Source organism: Mesorhizobium sp. J428, assembly GCF_024699925.1.
GTDB lineage: Bacteria > Pseudomonadota > Alphaproteobacteria > Rhizobiales > Rhizobiaceae > Mesorhizobium_A.
Genome location: NZ_JAJOMX010000002.1, coordinates 15,566 through 31,909, shown reverse-complemented (window position 1 = coordinate 31,909; position 16,344 = coordinate 15,566). Strand labels below are relative to the sequence as shown.

19 protein-coding genes are annotated in these 16,344 nt (G+C 60.0%); 7 read left to right on the top strand and 12 right to left on the bottom strand.

From position 1 onward, the window contains the following. Positions 1-15: 15 nt before the first annotated feature. The 7 genes from LRS09_RS27015 to LRS09_RS26985 all read right to left on the bottom strand — a co-directional run bounded on the left by LRS09_RS27015 (position 16) and on the right by LRS09_RS26985 (position 4,445). Entirely contained in the window at positions 16-384 is a 369-nt protein-coding gene (locus tag LRS09_RS27015) for a single-stranded DNA-binding protein (RefSeq protein ID WP_257810342.1), read from the bottom strand. A gap of 946 nt (positions 385-1,330) precedes the next feature. Beyond that, positions 1,331-1,774: a hypothetical protein gene (locus LRS09_RS27010; protein WP_257810373.1), complete on the bottom strand. Its 444-nt coding sequence runs from the start codon at positions 1,772-1,774 to the stop codon at positions 1,331-1,333. Between the two features lie 5 nt (positions 1,775-1,779). Then, positions 1,780-1,977 (bottom strand): hypothetical protein, encoded by a 198-nt coding sequence (locus LRS09_RS27005; protein ID WP_257810372.1) that lies wholly within the window; start codon positions 1,975-1,977, stop codon positions 1,780-1,782. A 3-nt stretch (positions 1,978-1,980) separates the two neighbouring features. Beyond that, positions 1,981-2,151 carry a hypothetical protein gene (locus LRS09_RS27000; protein WP_257810339.1) on the bottom strand — a complete coding sequence of 57 codons (171 nt, stop codon included), beginning with the start codon at positions 2,149-2,151 and terminating at the stop codon, positions 1,981-1,983. Between the two features lie 555 nt (positions 2,152-2,706). Continuing rightward, complete coding sequence (locus LRS09_RS26995) at positions 2,707-3,240, bottom strand: hypothetical protein (protein ID WP_203195501.1); 534 nt, start codon at positions 3,238-3,240, stop codon at positions 2,707-2,709. Positions 3,241-3,261: 21 nt separating this feature from the next. Beyond that, positions 3,262-3,819: a hypothetical protein gene (locus tag LRS09_RS26990; protein ID WP_203197005.1), complete on the bottom strand. Its 558-nt coding sequence runs from the start codon at positions 3,817-3,819 to the stop codon at positions 3,262-3,264. After that, complete coding sequence (locus tag LRS09_RS26985) at positions 3,816-4,445, bottom strand: recombinase family protein (RefSeq protein ID WP_203197004.1); 630 nt, start codon at positions 4,443-4,445, stop codon at positions 3,816-3,818. Before LRS09_RS26985 ends, LRS09_RS26990 begins: the two co-directional genes overlap by 4 nt. Before the next feature lie 94 nt (positions 4,446-4,539). Here LRS09_RS26985 and LRS09_RS26980 point away from each other — a divergent pair, with 94 nt between their 5' ends. Beyond that, a complete protein-coding gene (locus LRS09_RS26980) occupies positions 4,540-7,455 on the top strand; it encodes a Tn3 family transposase (RefSeq protein ID WP_257810371.1) in 2,916 nt (971 codons plus the stop codon). Here the strand turns inward: LRS09_RS26980 and LRS09_RS26975 are convergent. Further along, entirely contained in the window at positions 7,439-7,672 is a 234-nt protein-coding gene (locus tag LRS09_RS26975; RefSeq protein WP_203197002.1) for a DUF6429 family protein, read from the bottom strand. The genes LRS09_RS26980 and LRS09_RS26975 overlap by 17 nt on opposite strands. A 171-nt stretch (positions 7,673-7,843) precedes the next feature. On the opposite strand from LRS09_RS26975, the gene LRS09_RS26970 reads away from it, so the two are divergent. Further along, on the top strand, positions 7,844-7,975 hold the full coding sequence (locus tag LRS09_RS26970; RefSeq protein WP_257810370.1) for a hypothetical protein: 132 nt from the start codon (positions 7,844-7,846) through the stop codon (positions 7,973-7,975). Here the strand turns inward: LRS09_RS26970 and LRS09_RS26965 are convergent. The 3 genes from LRS09_RS26965 to LRS09_RS26955 form a co-directional block, all read right to left on the bottom strand. Beyond that, complete coding sequence (locus LRS09_RS26965) at positions 7,972-9,246, bottom strand: replication protein RepA (RefSeq protein WP_257810368.1); 1,275 nt, start codon at positions 9,244-9,246, stop codon at positions 7,972-7,974. The two genes, LRS09_RS26970 and LRS09_RS26965, sit on opposite strands and share 4 nt — an antisense overlap. 63 nt (positions 9,247-9,309) lie before the next feature. Next, the gene (locus tag LRS09_RS26960) at positions 9,310-10,263 is read right to left on the bottom strand and encodes a Fic family protein (RefSeq protein WP_257810366.1); all 954 of its coding nucleotides are present in this window, start codon (positions 10,261-10,263) and stop codon (positions 9,310-9,312) included. Beyond that, positions 10,253-10,591, bottom strand: coding sequence for an antitoxin VbhA family protein (locus LRS09_RS26955; protein WP_257810365.1), 339 nt, complete (start codon positions 10,589-10,591; stop codon positions 10,253-10,255). Before LRS09_RS26955 ends, LRS09_RS26960 begins: the two co-directional genes overlap by 11 nt. Before the next feature lie 374 nt (positions 10,592-10,965). Here LRS09_RS26955 and LRS09_RS26950 point away from each other — a divergent pair, with 374 nt between their 5' ends. After that, on the top strand, positions 10,966-11,136 hold the full coding sequence (locus tag LRS09_RS26950; RefSeq protein WP_257810364.1) for a hypothetical protein: 171 nt from the start codon (positions 10,966-10,968) through the stop codon (positions 11,134-11,136). Between the two features lie 85 nt (positions 11,137-11,221). Beyond that, positions 11,222-11,455: a DUF6429 family protein gene (locus LRS09_RS26945; RefSeq protein ID WP_203197002.1), complete on the top strand. Its 234-nt coding sequence runs from the start codon at positions 11,222-11,224 to the stop codon at positions 11,453-11,455. Here the strand turns inward: LRS09_RS26945 and LRS09_RS26940 are convergent. After that, complete coding sequence (locus tag LRS09_RS26940) at positions 11,439-14,354, bottom strand: Tn3 family transposase (RefSeq protein ID WP_257810360.1); 2,916 nt, start codon at positions 14,352-14,354, stop codon at positions 11,439-11,441. The two genes, LRS09_RS26945 and LRS09_RS26940, sit on opposite strands and share 17 nt — an antisense overlap. Positions 14,355-14,448: 94 nt before the next feature. Here LRS09_RS26940 and LRS09_RS26935 point away from each other — a divergent pair, with 94 nt between their 5' ends. From LRS09_RS26935 to LRS09_RS26925, 3 genes are read left to right on the top strand one after another with little or no spacing between them, the layout of a single operon-like run. Then, positions 14,449-15,078, top strand: coding sequence for a recombinase family protein (locus LRS09_RS26935; RefSeq protein ID WP_203197004.1), 630 nt, complete (start codon positions 14,449-14,451; stop codon positions 15,076-15,078). After that, positions 15,075-15,632, top strand: a complete 558-nt coding sequence (locus tag LRS09_RS26930) for a hypothetical protein (protein ID WP_203197005.1) — start codon at positions 15,075-15,077, stop codon at positions 15,630-15,632. The genes LRS09_RS26935 and LRS09_RS26930 overlap by 4 nt, the downstream gene beginning before the upstream one ends. Before the next feature lie 21 nt (positions 15,633-15,653). After that, a complete protein-coding gene (locus tag LRS09_RS26925) occupies positions 15,654-16,187 on the top strand; it encodes a hypothetical protein (RefSeq protein ID WP_203195501.1) in 534 nt (177 codons plus the stop codon). Positions 16,188-16,344: the final 157 nt, after the last annotated feature.

The following is a 16,344-nucleotide window of genomic DNA, read 5'->3' as shown; positions in this document are numbered from 1 at the left end:
CCCTTGCGTCATGGTTCAGTTTGCGCCCTGGCGCTCTTGCAGCTCGGCTCGCTTGATCGAACCCGGCGCACCGAATTCGAAATCTTCGACCCGGAAATCGAAGCCATAGACGGTCTCGCCAGTCTTGCTGTCCTGGTAGTCGTTGTTGCGCAACGACCACTGGACGATCAGCTGATCGCCCCTGCGACAGTTTTCGGCGATGGCTTCGCCCTTCTTGTTGAAGGCCACGAACTGGACCCTCACCGCGCGTTCGAGGCTGTTGTTGTTGTCGTCCTTGCCCGCGTACTCGTTGGAAATCAGCGTGAACCTGCAGACGGCGCCAGATGCCGTTCTGCGCAGAGCCGGCGCGTCTGCGAGGCGGCCGGCAAAGGTATTGCTTTGCATGGATTTCTCCGATGGAGCGACGGAATTCGCCGCGAATCAAGTATAACAGAAGGGAAAACAAACAGACAACAACTAGACAACAATCCGGAAAACAGTTTCCGTGGGCTGAGCATCCAAAATCGAGGGGATTTTTCCATCTTCTTCGCCAGTTCACCGCCAATTCGCGCGGGCTGAAAAGCGAGCTGCAAAACCGCAGCGCCGCCCCGAAAAGACAAATCGCACCAAAAGCGCCTGGGAGGCCCTAGGAGCGTGACCGCGCCGGCGGCCGCTTCGCTCCACCTGATGCGCTAGAGCGCCTTCCACGGTCGAATGCGAGCCGATTTGAGCCACTTAAAACTCAACGGTCGCCCCCATTTTTTTCAAAAGCCATTGCGGCGGTTCTGCCGGGCTCGACGTTGGAAGTGTGAGTTCTGGTGGTTGATGGAAGATCAAGTAGTAGACCAGTGCCCGTAGGGCACGCTATTGGAGGCGGCTTGCCGCCGACAGGCCGTCGCCAATGGCGACGGGGCGGAGCGCCGAAGGCGCGGAGGGTAGGTGTTGTTGTGAGCTTCTAGCTGGGGGAGTGGTTGATTGAAGTGCTCTAGCTACAGGTATAGATATAGGTAAATCTGAATCAATATAGGGAGAGTTCACCGCCTGCGCGAAATCCGTTTTTTTTTCAATGCTTTAACGCTCATTTTCGATTCCGGACGCAAGACTGTTTCAGCGTCTGGGCATAAGAGTGTTTCAGCGTCAGTTTCTGTGGACAAGCGTGTTTTCCGCAATGAATCCAAGAGATTGCACACAAGACAATTTCAGCGTGGATAACGTCTTTGATCCACAGGGTTATGCACAGACTTACCCACCGCTTATCGCCATGATTGCGATATGGCAGTGGCTGCCGAGGGACCATGTGAAAGGCCCGGCGGTAGCCGGGCCTGCGGAGGGCAGCGCTTAACAGTATTGACTACGGCCGTCGGCGTAGCATGAAGCGCGGTTTGCCCTTGAGGACGGCGCAGCCTTGATCGAGGAATTCGGCTGCGTTCTCAATCTTCTCTCGTATCTGCTGCGCCTCCGCAGTCAGCGTGTCGAATTGCTTGGCCCTGGCGATGCTCTCCCGCGCTTCCTGGATCTTGTCGTCGTCCGCACCAACGTAGTCGCGGCGTCGCGGTTGGCCGGGCTGCTGTGGGTAGAGCAGATAGAGGTAGCGGGGGGCGCCATTGCCGTCCGGCCGCCACCACTCCGTTGCGTAGATCAGTCCGGCAGCTTTGAGTTTCGCAGTCTGACCTACGAGGTCGACGTACTTGGCCTCAAGCTCTTCGAGCGTTGGCAGCAGGTCATAGATCAGGTTTTGCAGCTCGCCGGTAAGCGAGCCCTGTACCCTCATCTCCTGGGCGAGAGGTCGGGCCATGGCGATTACCGCTCCCGATCCACGACAGCGGCCCTTTCGGTAGGCGAGGGGATCTCCGCGCCGAACGCCACGACCTGAAGCGCAACCTTGTCTTCGATGCTCATCGCGTCGAACTCTTCGGCGGTCATTGTGGCGTCGGTGTCGACGTGCTCGATCCAAATATCCCAGCTGGCGGCGATTTCAGCGTAGGTCGGGGTGCTCATGGCTTAGATTCCCAGGGCGAGGCGGCCGGCGTAGTAGACGGCCAGCACCACCGCGCCAGCCAGCAGCAGAAATAGGCCCGCCGCCTGGACATAGACGAACACAGTTCCGACCGCCAACGCGCCACGGATCACACGCGTCGCGAAACCCACCACCAGATCATCGAAGAACTTCATACCTCCTCCTTTGCCGTCGTTTCGGAATGGTGACGACACAACGCCACAATAGCATATTTTGGCGATGTTGTGTCACCACTTATCGGAATGTCAACCCCTCGTTTTTGCGAGGGATTCGAGACCGACCAGCTTCTCACTGCAGACCGCTTTTGCTCCGCTGCTTTGCGAGTTGCCTTAGCCGGAACAGTGGCTCTCTGCCGTCATAGGTCGCGGCTGCAGGCGACCAGGACGGAACCGTCCATCGATTTCCGCTGCTTCGCCGAGAGCCCTGAGCCGTTGCCCGGGGATCAGCCGCGGATCGAGCTGCAGAGCGCAAAGGCGACGCCAGAAGCGCAGCGTAGGCGTTGGCGAAGCTACCTTTGTGCCGGCAGCGACGCGGCTACGATCAGGGCACGCGCCTCGGGACACGGGGATAGAGCGGTGAACGACGAAACCGCATGGGAAATTGCGCCAATAAGGGGTCGGCTCCGGCTGAGGGCGGAATCCTACGTTAAGGGTTTTATCAATGTCCTACGTTTAGCGGCGGCTTCAGGGACCAGATTGCTCACCAATTGCTCACCCGAGCCGATTAATTCGCTCAGCCATGGCTTTGAGGGCGCTTTGCACGATGAGTTGGCTTTGGGGAGCAACGTCTGAAGAGCGAAACAACTCGACCAGGCGCTGCAAATCCGCGCCCCATTGCCGTTTCAGGCTGTCGAGTTGGTCGACGTGACGGGCGAAGTCACCGCAATCCACGGCAGACTGGAAGGCACGTTCGAGATCGGCCGCACTGGCCATCAATGCAGCCAAGCTCCGCTTCAGCTTCTCGGGAAGTTCAGGCAGATCGCGGTAGGGGTGCGTTCCCGCCTCGATCATTTGCTGATTTCTCTCGGACATGGACTCCATCATATCCGCATAGCGATAGAAGCCCGGATAGCGCTGACACAGGTTCGACAGCACCTTGTCCGAAGCCGTGTCGTAAATCTGCTGAAGACCCTGCATATAGCCAAGCATATGATGGACGACCGCCGCTCCTTGAATGCCCTGCTTTTCCAGTTGTCGCATTCGCAGATCGATGGCGGCGGCGATCCGATGGTTTTCTTGTGACATGGAATAGCTTTCTGAATAGGGCTAGAGATTGGTCAGGTCTTCCGGGAACTGACCGCCTCTCTGGACGAATTGGCTCCAGGTTTCCTCGCCACGTTTCGAGACGACCCGGTGTGCAGGATCATCGTCATCAGCCTCAAGCAGGCCAAGACGTACGAGCGGTGCGACCGTCTTGTCACCGAATTGCTTTTCATAGGTGTGCCCGGGCACGACAAGCATCCATCCCGATGTTCCGCGTTCGGTGATGGCAGGGACAAGGCGTCCGCCTCGGGCGGGCCTGTCGCCGCGCGAAAGCGTGAACAGGCAGATGCTCCAGAACGCGTTTCTTGGACGTGGCGGTATCAACGCCCAATCCATTGGCCCGTTGTCTGGATATTCGATTATGGGAGCGGGCCTGTTTTCGCCGCCGTTGATGCCTTCCCGGTAGGCCCTCTCAAGCGCATTGGCGATTGCGCCCGCCGTATCGACGGACAGACCGTATTTTCGATTGTAGCGGTCTTTCGCAACGATTTCCCGGGCAATTTCCCTGAAGCGCGCCTTGCGATACGGATCGGGCCGAGGCAGTCTTACTGGCTTGGTCATAATGCGGTCTCCACCTGTGGAGCCTCAGAAGACTTGCGGCGCTTGACGATCTCCGCGACGGTATTCTTGCTGATGCCGAGATCGCGAGCGATCCATCGGTAGCTGCGACCTTCGGCGCTCAACGCAATGACCTTCGGTGCGAGCCGATCGGATTTAGGACGTTGTCCAGATTGTCGGCCGAGTTTCTTACCGCGTGCCTTTGCTGCGGCCAGGCCTGATTTCACGCGCTCGCTCAGAAGATCGCGCTCGAACTGAGCGATGCCGGCGAGCAGGGTCGCCATCATGCGGCCGTGCGGTGTGTCGAGTTCGAAGGTCATGCCGCTCATGGCGACAACCGAGACCTTCCAGCCGGCCAGTTTGTCGAGTGTGTTCAGCAGGTCTTGTGTGGAACGGCCCCAACGCGACAGTTCCGTCACGAGGACGGCATCGATTTGCCTGGCCTGGGCCAGATCGATGATCCGGTTGCGGGCAGTCCGGTTTGCCGATGCTCCGGAGGCGGTTTCCTTGAAGACGCCGAGGACTTCATAGTCGCCGCGCTCCGCGAACGCGGTCAGTTCATCGACCTGCCGCTCACAGGACTGGTCGGCGGTCGAAACGCGGCAGTAGATGGCGGCGCGCTGTCCCAATAGAACCCCTTTGGATTTTGCCCTTGCAAGCCGTTGATTTTGCTGGTCCGATTTTTGTCCAAAACAGACTAATGTTCAAGAGGGACGATTGTTTATGCCTCGACGCCAAATTCTGACCGAGCGACAGCGCTCCGCACTCTTTGATCTGCCGACGGACGAAGCGTCACTGTTGCGGCACTACATTTTGTCCGATGACGATCTCACCCATATTCGGGAGCGACGCCGAGCGCGCAATCGTTTCGGCTTTGCCCTGCAACTGTGTGCCCTGCGCTATCCCGGTCGGCTGCTGTCCCCTGGAGAGCTTATCCCGCAAGAGCTGTCCCGGTTTCTGGCAGCGCAGCTTGGGCTGAGCGTCGGGGACCTGGCCGAATACGCGGCGCGGGAGGAAACACGCCATGAGCATCTGGCCGCGTTGCGTACGATCTACAGCTACAGGAGCTTTGCCGGTCGTGGCGCCCAGGAACTGCGGGACTGGCTTGCCACTCAAGCCGAAGACGCGCGTTCAAACGAGGACCTCGTGCGCCGGTTTGTCGAACGATGCCGCCAAACCCAGATCATTCTTCCGGCAATCACGACGATCGAGCGGTTGTGCGCCGATGCTCTGGTGGAAGCCGAGCGCCGGATCGAGATGAGGATTGCCGAGCGTCTTGATCAACCCATGCGTGACCAGCTCAACGCGCTGCTGACGGAAATGGTCGAGGGCAACATCAGCCGCTTCATCTGGTTGCGCAAAATCGAGACCGGCGACAATTCGGCCATGGCCAATCGTTTGCTCGACAGGCTCGAATTCCTGCAAAACCTCGCTCTCGACCCACAGGTGCTGGCCGGTGTTCCGCCACACCGGGTTGCTCGGCTCCGCCGACAGGGTGAGCGGTATTTCACCGATGGTTTGCGCGATATTGGCACAGACAGGCGTCTGGCTACACTCGCTGTCTGCGCGGTGGAATGGGCCGCCGCGACCGCCGATGCCATTGTCGAAACCCATGATCGAATCGTCGGCAAAACCTGGCAGGAAGCCAAACGGCTCTGCGACGGACGAGCCGCAGATGCCAGGACCGCCGTAACCGATACCTTGCGGGCCTTTTCCGGTCTCGGCATGGTGATGCTCGAAGCGCGAGACGACGGCACCTCCCTGGAAGCGGCGATCGCCACATCACCAGGCTGGACGGAACTGGAGAAACTGGTCGCCACTGCCTCGCAACTCACCGATACACTTGCCGCCGATCCGCTGGCCCATGTCACGCAAGGTTTTCATCGCTTCCGGCGTTATGCGCCGCGTATGCTGCGCAGGCTGGATATCAAGGCGGCCGCCGTGGCCACGCCGCTCATGGAGGCGATTGCCCTGGTCAGGGGAAAATGCGATCCACCGTCACTGCCTACAGCTTTTTTGCGATCGACCTCCAAATGGAACCGGCATCTCAAAACGCAAGACGAAGGCGACAATCGTTTGTGGGAGGTGGCGGTCCTGTTTCACTTGCGCGACGCATTCCGCTCCGGCGATGTCTGGCTTGCGCACTCACGCCGCTATGCCGATCTCAAACAGGCACTGGTGCCGATGGCGGCCGCCCAGGCCACGGCAAGATTGGCGGTTCCATTCGAAGCCGAGGCGTGGCTTGCCGATCGCAAGGCCAGAATGTCGGACGGGCTGAAACGCCTGGCGAAAGCTGCCCGAACCGGGACCCTTCCGCTCGGCAGCATCGAGGACGGTGTCCTGCACATGGAACGCCTGACAGCAGTGGCGCCCAAGGATGCCGACGAGCTGATCCTCGATCTTTACCGGCGTATGCCGGAGGTGCGCATAACCGACATTCTACTGGATGTTGAAGCGGCGACGGGGTTTGCCGATGCCTTCACCCATCTTCGCACCGGCGCACCCTGTCAGGACAAAATCGGTTTGCTGAATGTGATGCTTGCCGAAGGCCTCAACTTCGGACTGAGAAAGATGGCCGAGGCTTCAAATACCCATGACTACTGGCAATTGTCGCGCCTGTCGCGCTGGCATGTCGACAGCGACGCCATCGACCAGGCTCTCGCCATGGTCGTCGCGGCCCAGGGGCGTTTGCCCATGGCCCAATTCTGGGGAATGGGCACTTCGGCTTCCAGCGACGGTCAGTTCTTCCCGACCGCCCGACAGGGCGAGGCGATGAATCTCGTCAACGCCAAATACGGCAACGATCCCGGCCTGAAAGCCTATACGCACCTGTCAGATCAGTTTGCCCCTTTCGCAACCCAGCTCATTCCGGCAACCGTCAGCGAGGCACCTTACATTCTCGACGGACTGCTCATGAACGAGGCCGGCCAACGCGCATGGGAGCAATATGCCGATACCGGCGGCTTCACCGATCATGTCTTCGCCACCGCCTCGATCCTCGGCTACCGCTTCATCCCCCATATCCGGGATTTGCCATCGAAGCGCCTTTATGTGTTCAACCCCGCCGGGACACCGAGCGAGTTGCGCGGCCTGGTCGGCGGCAGGGTCAGGGAAGACTTGATCGTCTCGAACTGGCCCGACATCCTGCGCAGCGCCGCGACCATGGTCGCCGGCATCATGCCGCCGAGTCAGTTGCTGCGAAAATTCGCATCCTATCCGCGCCAGCACGATCTCGCGCTCGCCCTTCGTGAGGTTGGCCGCATTGAGCGTACGCTCTTCATCATAGAATGGATCCTCGATGCCGACATGCAGCGGCGGGCTCGTATCGGCCTCAACAAGGGCGAGGCGCATCACGCGCTCAAGAATGCCTTGCGCATCGGCCGGCAAGGCGAAATCCGCGACCGAACGACTGAGGGCCAGCACTATCGCCTCGCCGCCCTCAACCTGCTTGCCGCCATCATCATCTACTGGAACACGGTGCATCTTGGTCAGGCCGTCGCGCAACGTAGCAATGCCGGCCTCCCCGTACCGCTAGAATTGCTCTCCCATATCTCGCCGCTTGGATGGGCGCACATCCTGCTGACCGGCGAATACAGATGGCCAAAAAATGGCAGCAGGCAATCTATTTTGGGGAGGTGAACAAGATCTGGAAAAGCTCCTCCGCTCGCTTCAACCCTTCATCCGTCAGAACGACAGATTTCGCCTTATTGACCGGATCGGCAATCAGCCCCTTGCGGTGCAACCGATCCAACGCATCCCAGTCATGCCCCCTCCAGGCTCGCCGCTCGTCATGCACCGTCAGCCACAGCAGCCCCAAAACCGCATCATCAATTCTATCGATATCAACGTCATCCATGCCGCCAAAACTACCACAAAGCGCTCAAAATCACTCGCTTGCTATCCAATTCAGACCAGAAATCCCTTAACGTAGGATTCCGCCCTCAGCCGGAGCCGACCCGAATAAGCGACTGGAAATGTAGCGCTGATTCTGTCTTGCGGATGCGCGCCGTCCGCGCTGTCAAGCGCCATGGTGACAGTTGTAGCGCATCGAGGCGCTGCGCCGGTCACCAAGAAACAAAACGGCCGCCCGGAGGCGGCCGCGGTGCTGTTGGTGACGGATCTCGCCGGCGATCGCGCCGCGACCGTCACCAACGGTTAGTCGAGGAATGGCAAAATGGCTTGCTGTTTCGTGATTCTCGGCGGGACGTGGGTCGGGCTGGGATACAGCACCAAGCCGTGTTCCGATGTGGAAATTCGGGCTTCGGTATAGATGGTGACGACGTGTTTCAACTCGCGCAGGAATGCGCGCTTGAAGTCCCGCAGGCCCTGATCATTCTGAGCGTAGGAAGCGCCGAACTGCGCGCTGAGCGAGAACCACGGGATCACAGTGCGCTTGGACAGATATGACATGCGGTGCGTCATCCAGACATAGATGTCGAGCGCCAGCGGCGAATGGCGCAGTGCTTTCATCGCGACCAGATTGACCGGAACCGGGTGATCGACGCACTCTTTAAAAAATGGGCGCGACAGGTGCAATTTCGATTGCCAAGCGCCCGCATCTTCGCGGTCCTGCGGTTGCCACCATTCGACGCGATCGGCAAGCAGCACGTTCTGCAGTGCCCAGGAGTCGCGGCCCTCGTAACGGCAGGAAATGATCGAGCTGAATAGCGTCGTCATTGCGTGCTTGAGCCGCGTAATGTCGCCACGGGCGCCGCCCGTGTTCTTGAGGCCCAGCTCCCGCAGGTACGCGGCGAGCGTCGGGCCGAGGGATAGGACGGGCTCGCCCGTGCGAACCGCCTCCGAACATACCCAGGTCAGCAACAGGCGGGGCAGGGTGCCATAGGGGAGGCCATCGGGATGCGCTGTCAGCATGGTTAGGGTGAAATCGCCGTTTTTGCGCATGAACCGGTGATCCTGCACGCGTTTGTGCGGCAGGGTGGCAATGGCGAGGGCCCGGGTCATAAAACCGAGGGAGCCGGCGGCCTTGGCGTCGGTCTTCTCGATGGCGAGATACGCCTCGATCAGGTCGCGGACACGCGCTGGCAGGTCTTCGTAGCGGTTGTAGTCGTAGACAGCTACAACCGGTTTCTCGGCGACACGCTTGCGCGGTTTCGGTTTGTCGGCCGCGTCGGCACGGGCGTCGATAGCGATCTGCGCGTCGATCTTGGTCTGCGTGCGCTTTGAAGTGGGCTTGGGTTTCGGCACATGGCCGAAGAAGTCGCCGATGGCGACCGGCTCTCGCTCTCGTGCTTCGGGCGATTGCCTCGTCCGCATGTTGTAATTCGTTTTGTCAGCGATCATCCGGGCGTCCTCCGGCAGAAACCCTTCCGCGATCATTTCGCGGTAATACCGATTGCGTTCCTCGGCGTGCGGGTCAACGTAACTGGATCGGTCTAGTACACCTGTGCTAGAGTGGTTTTTCGTCATCATTGCAGTCCTCAATCACTCGATGGTGGCCAAAGCCGGCAGGTTGTGCGACCTGTCGGCTTTTTCTTATCTGTCGCGTTCTCCCGAAGGAGGGGAACGGACGCGTTCCGCCTCCTGCGGCCTGTTCTTCTTCATCCCGAAATCATTCGTGTGTCCGGCGTCCAGGCGTTCAAGGACCGTCTTACGCACGGCGTCCATGAATTCGCGCCGCTGTCCGGCATCGTCTGCATATTTCTCGCGGCTGAAGGCCTCGGCCTTGTGCATTGTCTCGAAGGCGGTTGCGAGTTCCGGAAAGGCGGCAAGAGCTGCAGGCTCGCGCAGCTTCCGGAAGGCGATAGCGCGGCCCGGCAGCACGGCATCGCGCAGCAGGTCGGTAAGGTCGCGGTTCCCCGCAAGCTGGTCCTGAGTGAATGCCACGCTGCGCCGCGTCTGGTCGTTGCGCAGATGCGGCATCGCCAGTTCGTTCACAGCCAGGTCTCGGCCGACGTAGAGCAGGTTGCGTCCGTTCGGATGGGCCGCAAAGCGGGTCCAGTCGATGTTGTAGCCGCAGGCCTCGGCCAGCTCGCGGGTAAATTCGCGAAGCGTGCGGCTGTTTCCATCCGGAAACGGATGGATGTAGTCGAGTTCGGAATAAAGGCGTCCGATGGCGCGGACGAAGGGTGTTGTCTTGAGGCGCGACAGCTTGGCAACGTCGATCTGCTGCAGGGCGTCGTCGAGACGCGCGATCGAGGCGTTGTCCATCGGCGAGTAGGCGACGTGGGAGATAACATTCAGCCCGTCCAGCTGCCGATGCTTCACCCAATCCATGCCTGCCGGAGCCGGCTCGCGGAACTGGCCGGGCTTCACTTCGGGAAATCCGGCCGCGGGCAAGTCCTGGAAGATCCGGCGATTGATTTCGCGCAGATGCGCGCTGTCGAAGTTTCCCCCGACAGGCGAGAGGTAAAGCTCGGTCAGCCGCTTGGAGGTATGAAAACCCTCAAGGCGTTCGCGAAGCTCCGACCGCTCGGTTTCAGCGGCCACGGCCGGCACCGTGGCTGGCGGCCGCGAATTCGCTCAACTCGATCTGGCCAGAGACAAAGCGCTTGCCGAGGTCTGCCGCTTCGGGAGAGACGGGGAAGCCTTCAAGCGCGGCCGAGGCCTGACCGTAGGCAACCGCCCGCGCTCTTTCCAGTTGCTGAGCATCGGTGAGCGGAGCGACATTTCGGCCGCCGGATTCGACCGTTTCGCGCATGAAATCGCGCAAGAGCAGGGACGAATTCCGATGGTTGTTCTTGGCGATCTTGGCGAAACCATCCTTAAGATCGCGCGGAACGCGGAACGTGATGGTGACTTCTGACACTTCGGACATTACATTCTCCTGAGAATCGGCACTGAGTGGAGGATACCGCTCATCGGCTGTTATTACAATGTATGTTCATTGTAATAACACGCGCCGCGCTTCCTGCTATAATTGGCTCACGCCAACAGGGAGCAGGACATGCAGACAAACACTATCCGCGCCCACTGGCGCTCCCAATACCGAGCCGCACGGCTCGTCCGTGGTTTTGAGAGGGCGCTGCTGGACGGCGAGATGTCGTCGCTCGCCTATCACATCCCTTGCCGCGTGTATGAATGCGCGTGCCGGTTTGGCGACGCGCTTCGTTTCTCTCGTAGAAACGGCCGCTACGGCAGAGATGGCCGGCTCGTGCGTCACATAAACGGTCCTTACAACAGGCTGCCCGCATGAATTTCATCGATGCCACGTCGAAAATCTACCGGCATCCTACCCGCCACGGGTGGCTTATTACGCAGCCGATGCGGGCCGAAGTTCACCACGCCGGGGCCGCAGTGCGGCCGACCCGCGATCAGATCCACGAACATAAGGACGGCCATGTGCGGGTCGGCTCCGGCTGAGGGCGGAATCCTACGTTAAGGGATTTCTGGTCTGAATTGGATAGCAAGCGAGTGATTTTGAGCGCTTTGTGGTAGTTTTGGCGGCATGGATGACGTTGATATCGATAGAATTGATGATGCGGTTTTGGGGCTGCTGTGGCTGACGGTGCATGACGAGCGGCGAGCCTGGAGGGGGCATGACTGGGATGCGTTGGATCGGTTGCACCGCAAGGGGCTGATTGCCGATCCGGTCAATAAGGCGAAATCTGTCGTTCTGACGGATGAAGGGTTGAAGCGAGCGGAGGAGCTTTTCCAGATCTTGTTCACCTCCCCAAAATAGATTGCCTGCTGCCATTTTTTGGCCATCTGTATTCGCCGGTCAGCAGGATGTGCGCCCATCCAAGCGGCGAGATATGGGAGAGCAATTCTAGCGGTACGGGGAGGCCGGCATTGCTACGTTGCGCGACGGCCTGACCAAGATGCACCGTGTTCCAGTAGATGATGATGGCGGCAAGCAGGTTGAGGGCGGCGAGGCGATAGTGCTGGCCCTCAGTCGTTCGGTCGCGGATTTCGCCTTGCCGGCCGATGCGCAAGGCATTCTTGAGCGCGTGATGCGCCTCGCCCTTGTTGAGGCCGATACGAGCCCGCCGCTGCATGTCGGCATCGAGGATCCATTCTATGATGAAGAGCGTACGCTCAATGCGGCCAACCTCACGAAGGGCGAGCGCGAGATCGTGCTGGCGCGGATAGGATGCGAATTTTCGCAGCAACTGACTCGGCGGCATGATGCCGGCGACCATGGTCGCGGCGCTGCGCAGGATGTCGGGCCAGTTCGAGACGATCAAGTCTTCCCTGACCCTGCCGCCGACCAGGCCGCGCAACTCGCTCGGTGTCCCGGCGGGGTTGAACACATAAAGGCGCTTCGATGGCAAATCCCGGATATGGGGGATGAAGCGGTAGCCGAGGATCGAGGCGGTGGCGAAGACATGATCGGTGAAGCCGCCGGTATCGGCATATTGCTCCCGTGCGCGTTGGCCGGCCTCGTTCATGAGCAGTCCGTCGAGAATGTAAGGTGCCTCGCTGACGGTTGCCGGAATGAGCTGGGTTGCGAAAGGGGCAAACTGATCTGACAGGTGCGTATAGGCTTTCAGGCCGGGATCGTTGCCGTATTTGGCGTTGACGAGATTCATCGCCTCGCCCTGTCGGGCGGTCGGGAAGAACTGACCGTCGCTGGAAGCCGAAGTGCCCATTCCCCAGAATTGGGCCATGGGCAAACGCCCCTGGGCCGCGACGACCATGGCGAGAGCCTGGTCGATGGCGTCGCTGTCGACATGCCAGCGCGACAGGCGCGACAATTGCCAGTAGTCATGGGTATTTGAAGCCTCGGCCATCTTTCTCAGTCCGAAGTTGAGGCCTTCGGCAAGCATCACATTCAGCAAACCGATTTTGTCCTGACAGGGTGCGCCGGTGCGAAGATGGGTGAAGGCATCGGCAAACCCCGTCGCCGCTTCAACATCCAGTAGAATGTCGGTTATGCGCACCTCCGGCATACGCCGGTAAAGATCGAGGATCAGCTCGTCGGCATCCTTGGGCGCCACTGCTGTCAGGCGTTCCATGTGCAGGACACCGTCCTCGATGCTGCCGAGCGGAAGGGTCCCGGTTCGGGCAGCTTTCGCCAGGCGTTTCAGCCCGTCCGACATTCTGGCCTTGCGATCGGCAAGCCACGCCTCGGCTTCGAATGGAACCGCCAATCTTGCCGTGGCCTGGGCGGCCGCCATCGGCACCAGTGCCTGTTTGAGATCGGCATAGCGGCGTGAGTGCGCAAGCCAGACATCGCCGGAGCGGAATGCGTCGCGCAAGTGAAACAGGACCGCCACCTCCCACAAACGATTGTCGCCTTCGTCTTGCGTTTTGAGATGCCGGTTCCATTTGGAGGTCGATCGCAAAAAAGCTGTAGGCAGTGACGGTGGATCGCATTTTCCCCTGACCAGGGCAATCGCCTCCATGAGCGGCGTGGCCACGGCGGCCGCCTTGATATCCAGCCTGCGCAGCATACGCGGCGCATAACGCCGGAAGCGATGAAAACCTTGCGTGACATGGGCCAGCGGATCGGCGGCAAGTGTATCGGTGAGTTGCGAGGCAGTGGCGACCAGTTTCTCCAGTTCCGTCCAGCCTGGTGATGTGGCGATCGCCGCTTCCAGGGAGGTGCCGTCGTCTCGCGCTTCGAGCATCACCATGCCGAGACCGGAAAAGGCCCGCAAGGTATCGGTTACGGCGGTCCTGGCATCTGCGGCTCGTCCGTCGCAGAGCCGTTTGGCTTCCTGCCAGGTTTTGCCGACGATTCGATCATGGGTTTCGACAATGGCATCGGCGGTCGCGGCGGCCCATTCCACCGCGCAGACAGCGAGTGTAGCCAGACGCCTGTCTGTGCCAATATCGCGCAAACCATCGGTGAAATACCGCTCACCCTGTCGGCGGAGCCGAGCAACCCGGTGTGGCGGAACACCGGCCAGCACCTGTGGGTCGAGAGCGAGGTTTTGCAGGAATTCGAGCCTGTCGAGCAAACGATTGGCCATGGCCGAATTGTCGCCGGTCTCGATTTTGCGCAACCAGATGAAGCGGCTGATGTTGCCCTCGACCATTTCCGTCAGCAGCGCGTTGAGCTGGTCACGCATGGGTTGATCAAGACGCTCGGCAATCCTCATCTCGATCCGGCGCTCGGCTTCCACCAGAGCATCGGCGCACAACCGCTCGATCGTCGTGATTGCCGGAAGAATGATCTGGGTTTGGCGGCATCGTTCGACAAACCGGCGCACGAGGTCCTCGTTTGAACGCGCGTCTTCGGCTTGAGTGGCAAGCCAGTCCCGCAGTTCCTGGGCGCCACGACCGGCAAAGCTCCTGTAGCTGTAGATCGTACGCAACGCGGCCAGATGCTCATGGCGTGTTTCCTCCCGCGCCGCGTATTCGGCCAGGTCCCCGACGCTCAGCCCAAGCTGCGCTGCCAGAAACCGGGACAGCTCTTGCGGGATAAGCTCTCCAGGGGACAGCAGCCGACCGGGATAGCGCAGGGCACACAGTTGCAGGGCAAAGCCGAAACGATTGCGCGCTCGGCGTCGCTCCCGAATATGGGTGAGATCGTCATCGGACAAAATGTAGTGCCGCAACAGTGACGCTTCGTCCGTCGGCAGATCAAAGAGTGCGGAGCGCTGTCGCTCGGTCAGAATTTGGCGTCGAGGCATAAACAATCGTCCCTCTTGAACATTAGTCTGTTTTGGACAAAAATCGGACCAGCAAAATCAACGGCTTGCAAGGGCAAAATCCAAAGGGGTTCTATTGGGACAGCGCGCCGCCATCTACTGCCGCGTTTCGACCGCCGACCAGTCCTGTGAGCGGCAGGTCGATGAACTGACCGCGTTCGCGGAGCGCGGCGACTATGAAGTCCTCGGCGTCTTCAAGGAAACCGCCTCCGGAGCATCGGCAAACCGGACTGCCCGCAACCGGATCATCGATCTGGCCCAGGCCAGGCAAATCGATGCCGTCCTCGTGACGGAACTGTCGCGTTGGGGCCGTTCCACACAAGACCTGCTGAACACACTCGACAAACTGGCCGGCTGGAAGGTCTCGGTTGTCGCCATGAGCGGCATGACCTTCGAACTCGACACACCGCACGGCCGCATGATGGCGACCCTGCTCGCCGGCATCGCTCAGTTCGAGCGCGATCTTCTGAGCGAGCGCGTGAAATCAGGCCTGGCCGCAGCAAAGGCACGCGGTAAGAAACTCGGCCGACAATCTGGACAACGTCCTAAATCCGATCGGCTCGCACCGAAGGTCATTGCGTTGAGCGCCGAAGGTCGCAGCTACCGATGGATCGCTCGCGATCTCGGCATCAGCAAGAATACCGTCGCGGAGATCGTCAAGCGCCGCAAGTCTTCTGAGGCTCCACAGGTGGAGACCGCATTATGACCAAGCCAGTAAGACTGCCTCGGCCCGATCCGTATCGCAAGGCGCGCTTCAGGGAAATTGCCCGGGAAATCGTTGCGAAAGACCGCTACAATCGAAAATACGGTCTGTCCGTCGATACGGCGGGCGCAATCGCCAATGCGCTTGAGAGGGCCTACCGGGAAGGCATCAACGGCGGCGAAAACAGGCCCGCTCCCATAATCGAATATCCAGACAACGGGCCAATGGATTGGGCGTTGATACCGCCACGTCCAAGAAACGCGTTCTGGAGCATCTGCCTGTTCACGCTTTCGCGCGGCGACAGGCCCGCCCGAGGCGGACGCCTTGTCCCTGCCATCACCGAACGCGGAACATCGGGATGGATGCTTGTCGTGCCCGGGCACACCTATGAAAAGCAATTCGGTGACAAGACGGTCGCACCGCTCGTACGTCTTGGCCTGCTTGAGGCTGATGACGATGATCCTGCACACCGGGTCGTCTCGAAACGTGGCGAGGAAACCTGGAGCCAATTCGTCCAGAGAGGCGGTCAGTTCCCGGAAGACCTGACCAATCTCTAGCCCTATTCAGAAAGCTATTCCATGTCACAAGAAAACCATCGGATCGCCGCCGCCATCGATCTGCGAATGCGACAACTGGAAAAGCAGGGCATTCAAGGAGCGGCGGTCGTCCATCATATGCTTGGCTATATGCAGGGTCTTCAGCAGATTTACGACACGGCTTCGGACAAGGTGCTGTCGAACCTGTGTCAGCGCTATCCGGGCTTCTATCGCTATGCGGATATGATGGAGTCCATGTCCGAGAGAAATCAGCAAATGATCGAGGCGGGAACGCACCCCTACCGCGATCTGCCTGAACTTCCCGAGAAGCTGAAGCGGAGCTTGGCTGCATTGATGGCCAGTGCGGCCGATCTCGAACGTGCCTTCCAGTCTGCCGTGGATTGCGGTGACTTCGCCCGTCACGTCGACCAACTCGACAGCCTGAAACGGCAATGGGGCGCGGATTTGCAGCGCCTGGTCGAGTTGTTTCGCTCTTCAGACGTTGCTCCCCAAAGCCAACTCATCGTGCAAAGCGCCCTCAAAGCCATGGCTGAGCGAATTAATCGGCTCGGGTGAGCAATTGGTGAGCAATCTGGTCCCTGAAGCCGCCGCTAAACGTAGGACATTGATAAAACCCTTAACGTAGGATTCCGCCCTCAGCCGGAGCCGACCCCATGCCCGTTCAATCCGGACAAGGAGTCCGAGCAGCGTGCGGCCTCGGCCTCCGAACGCC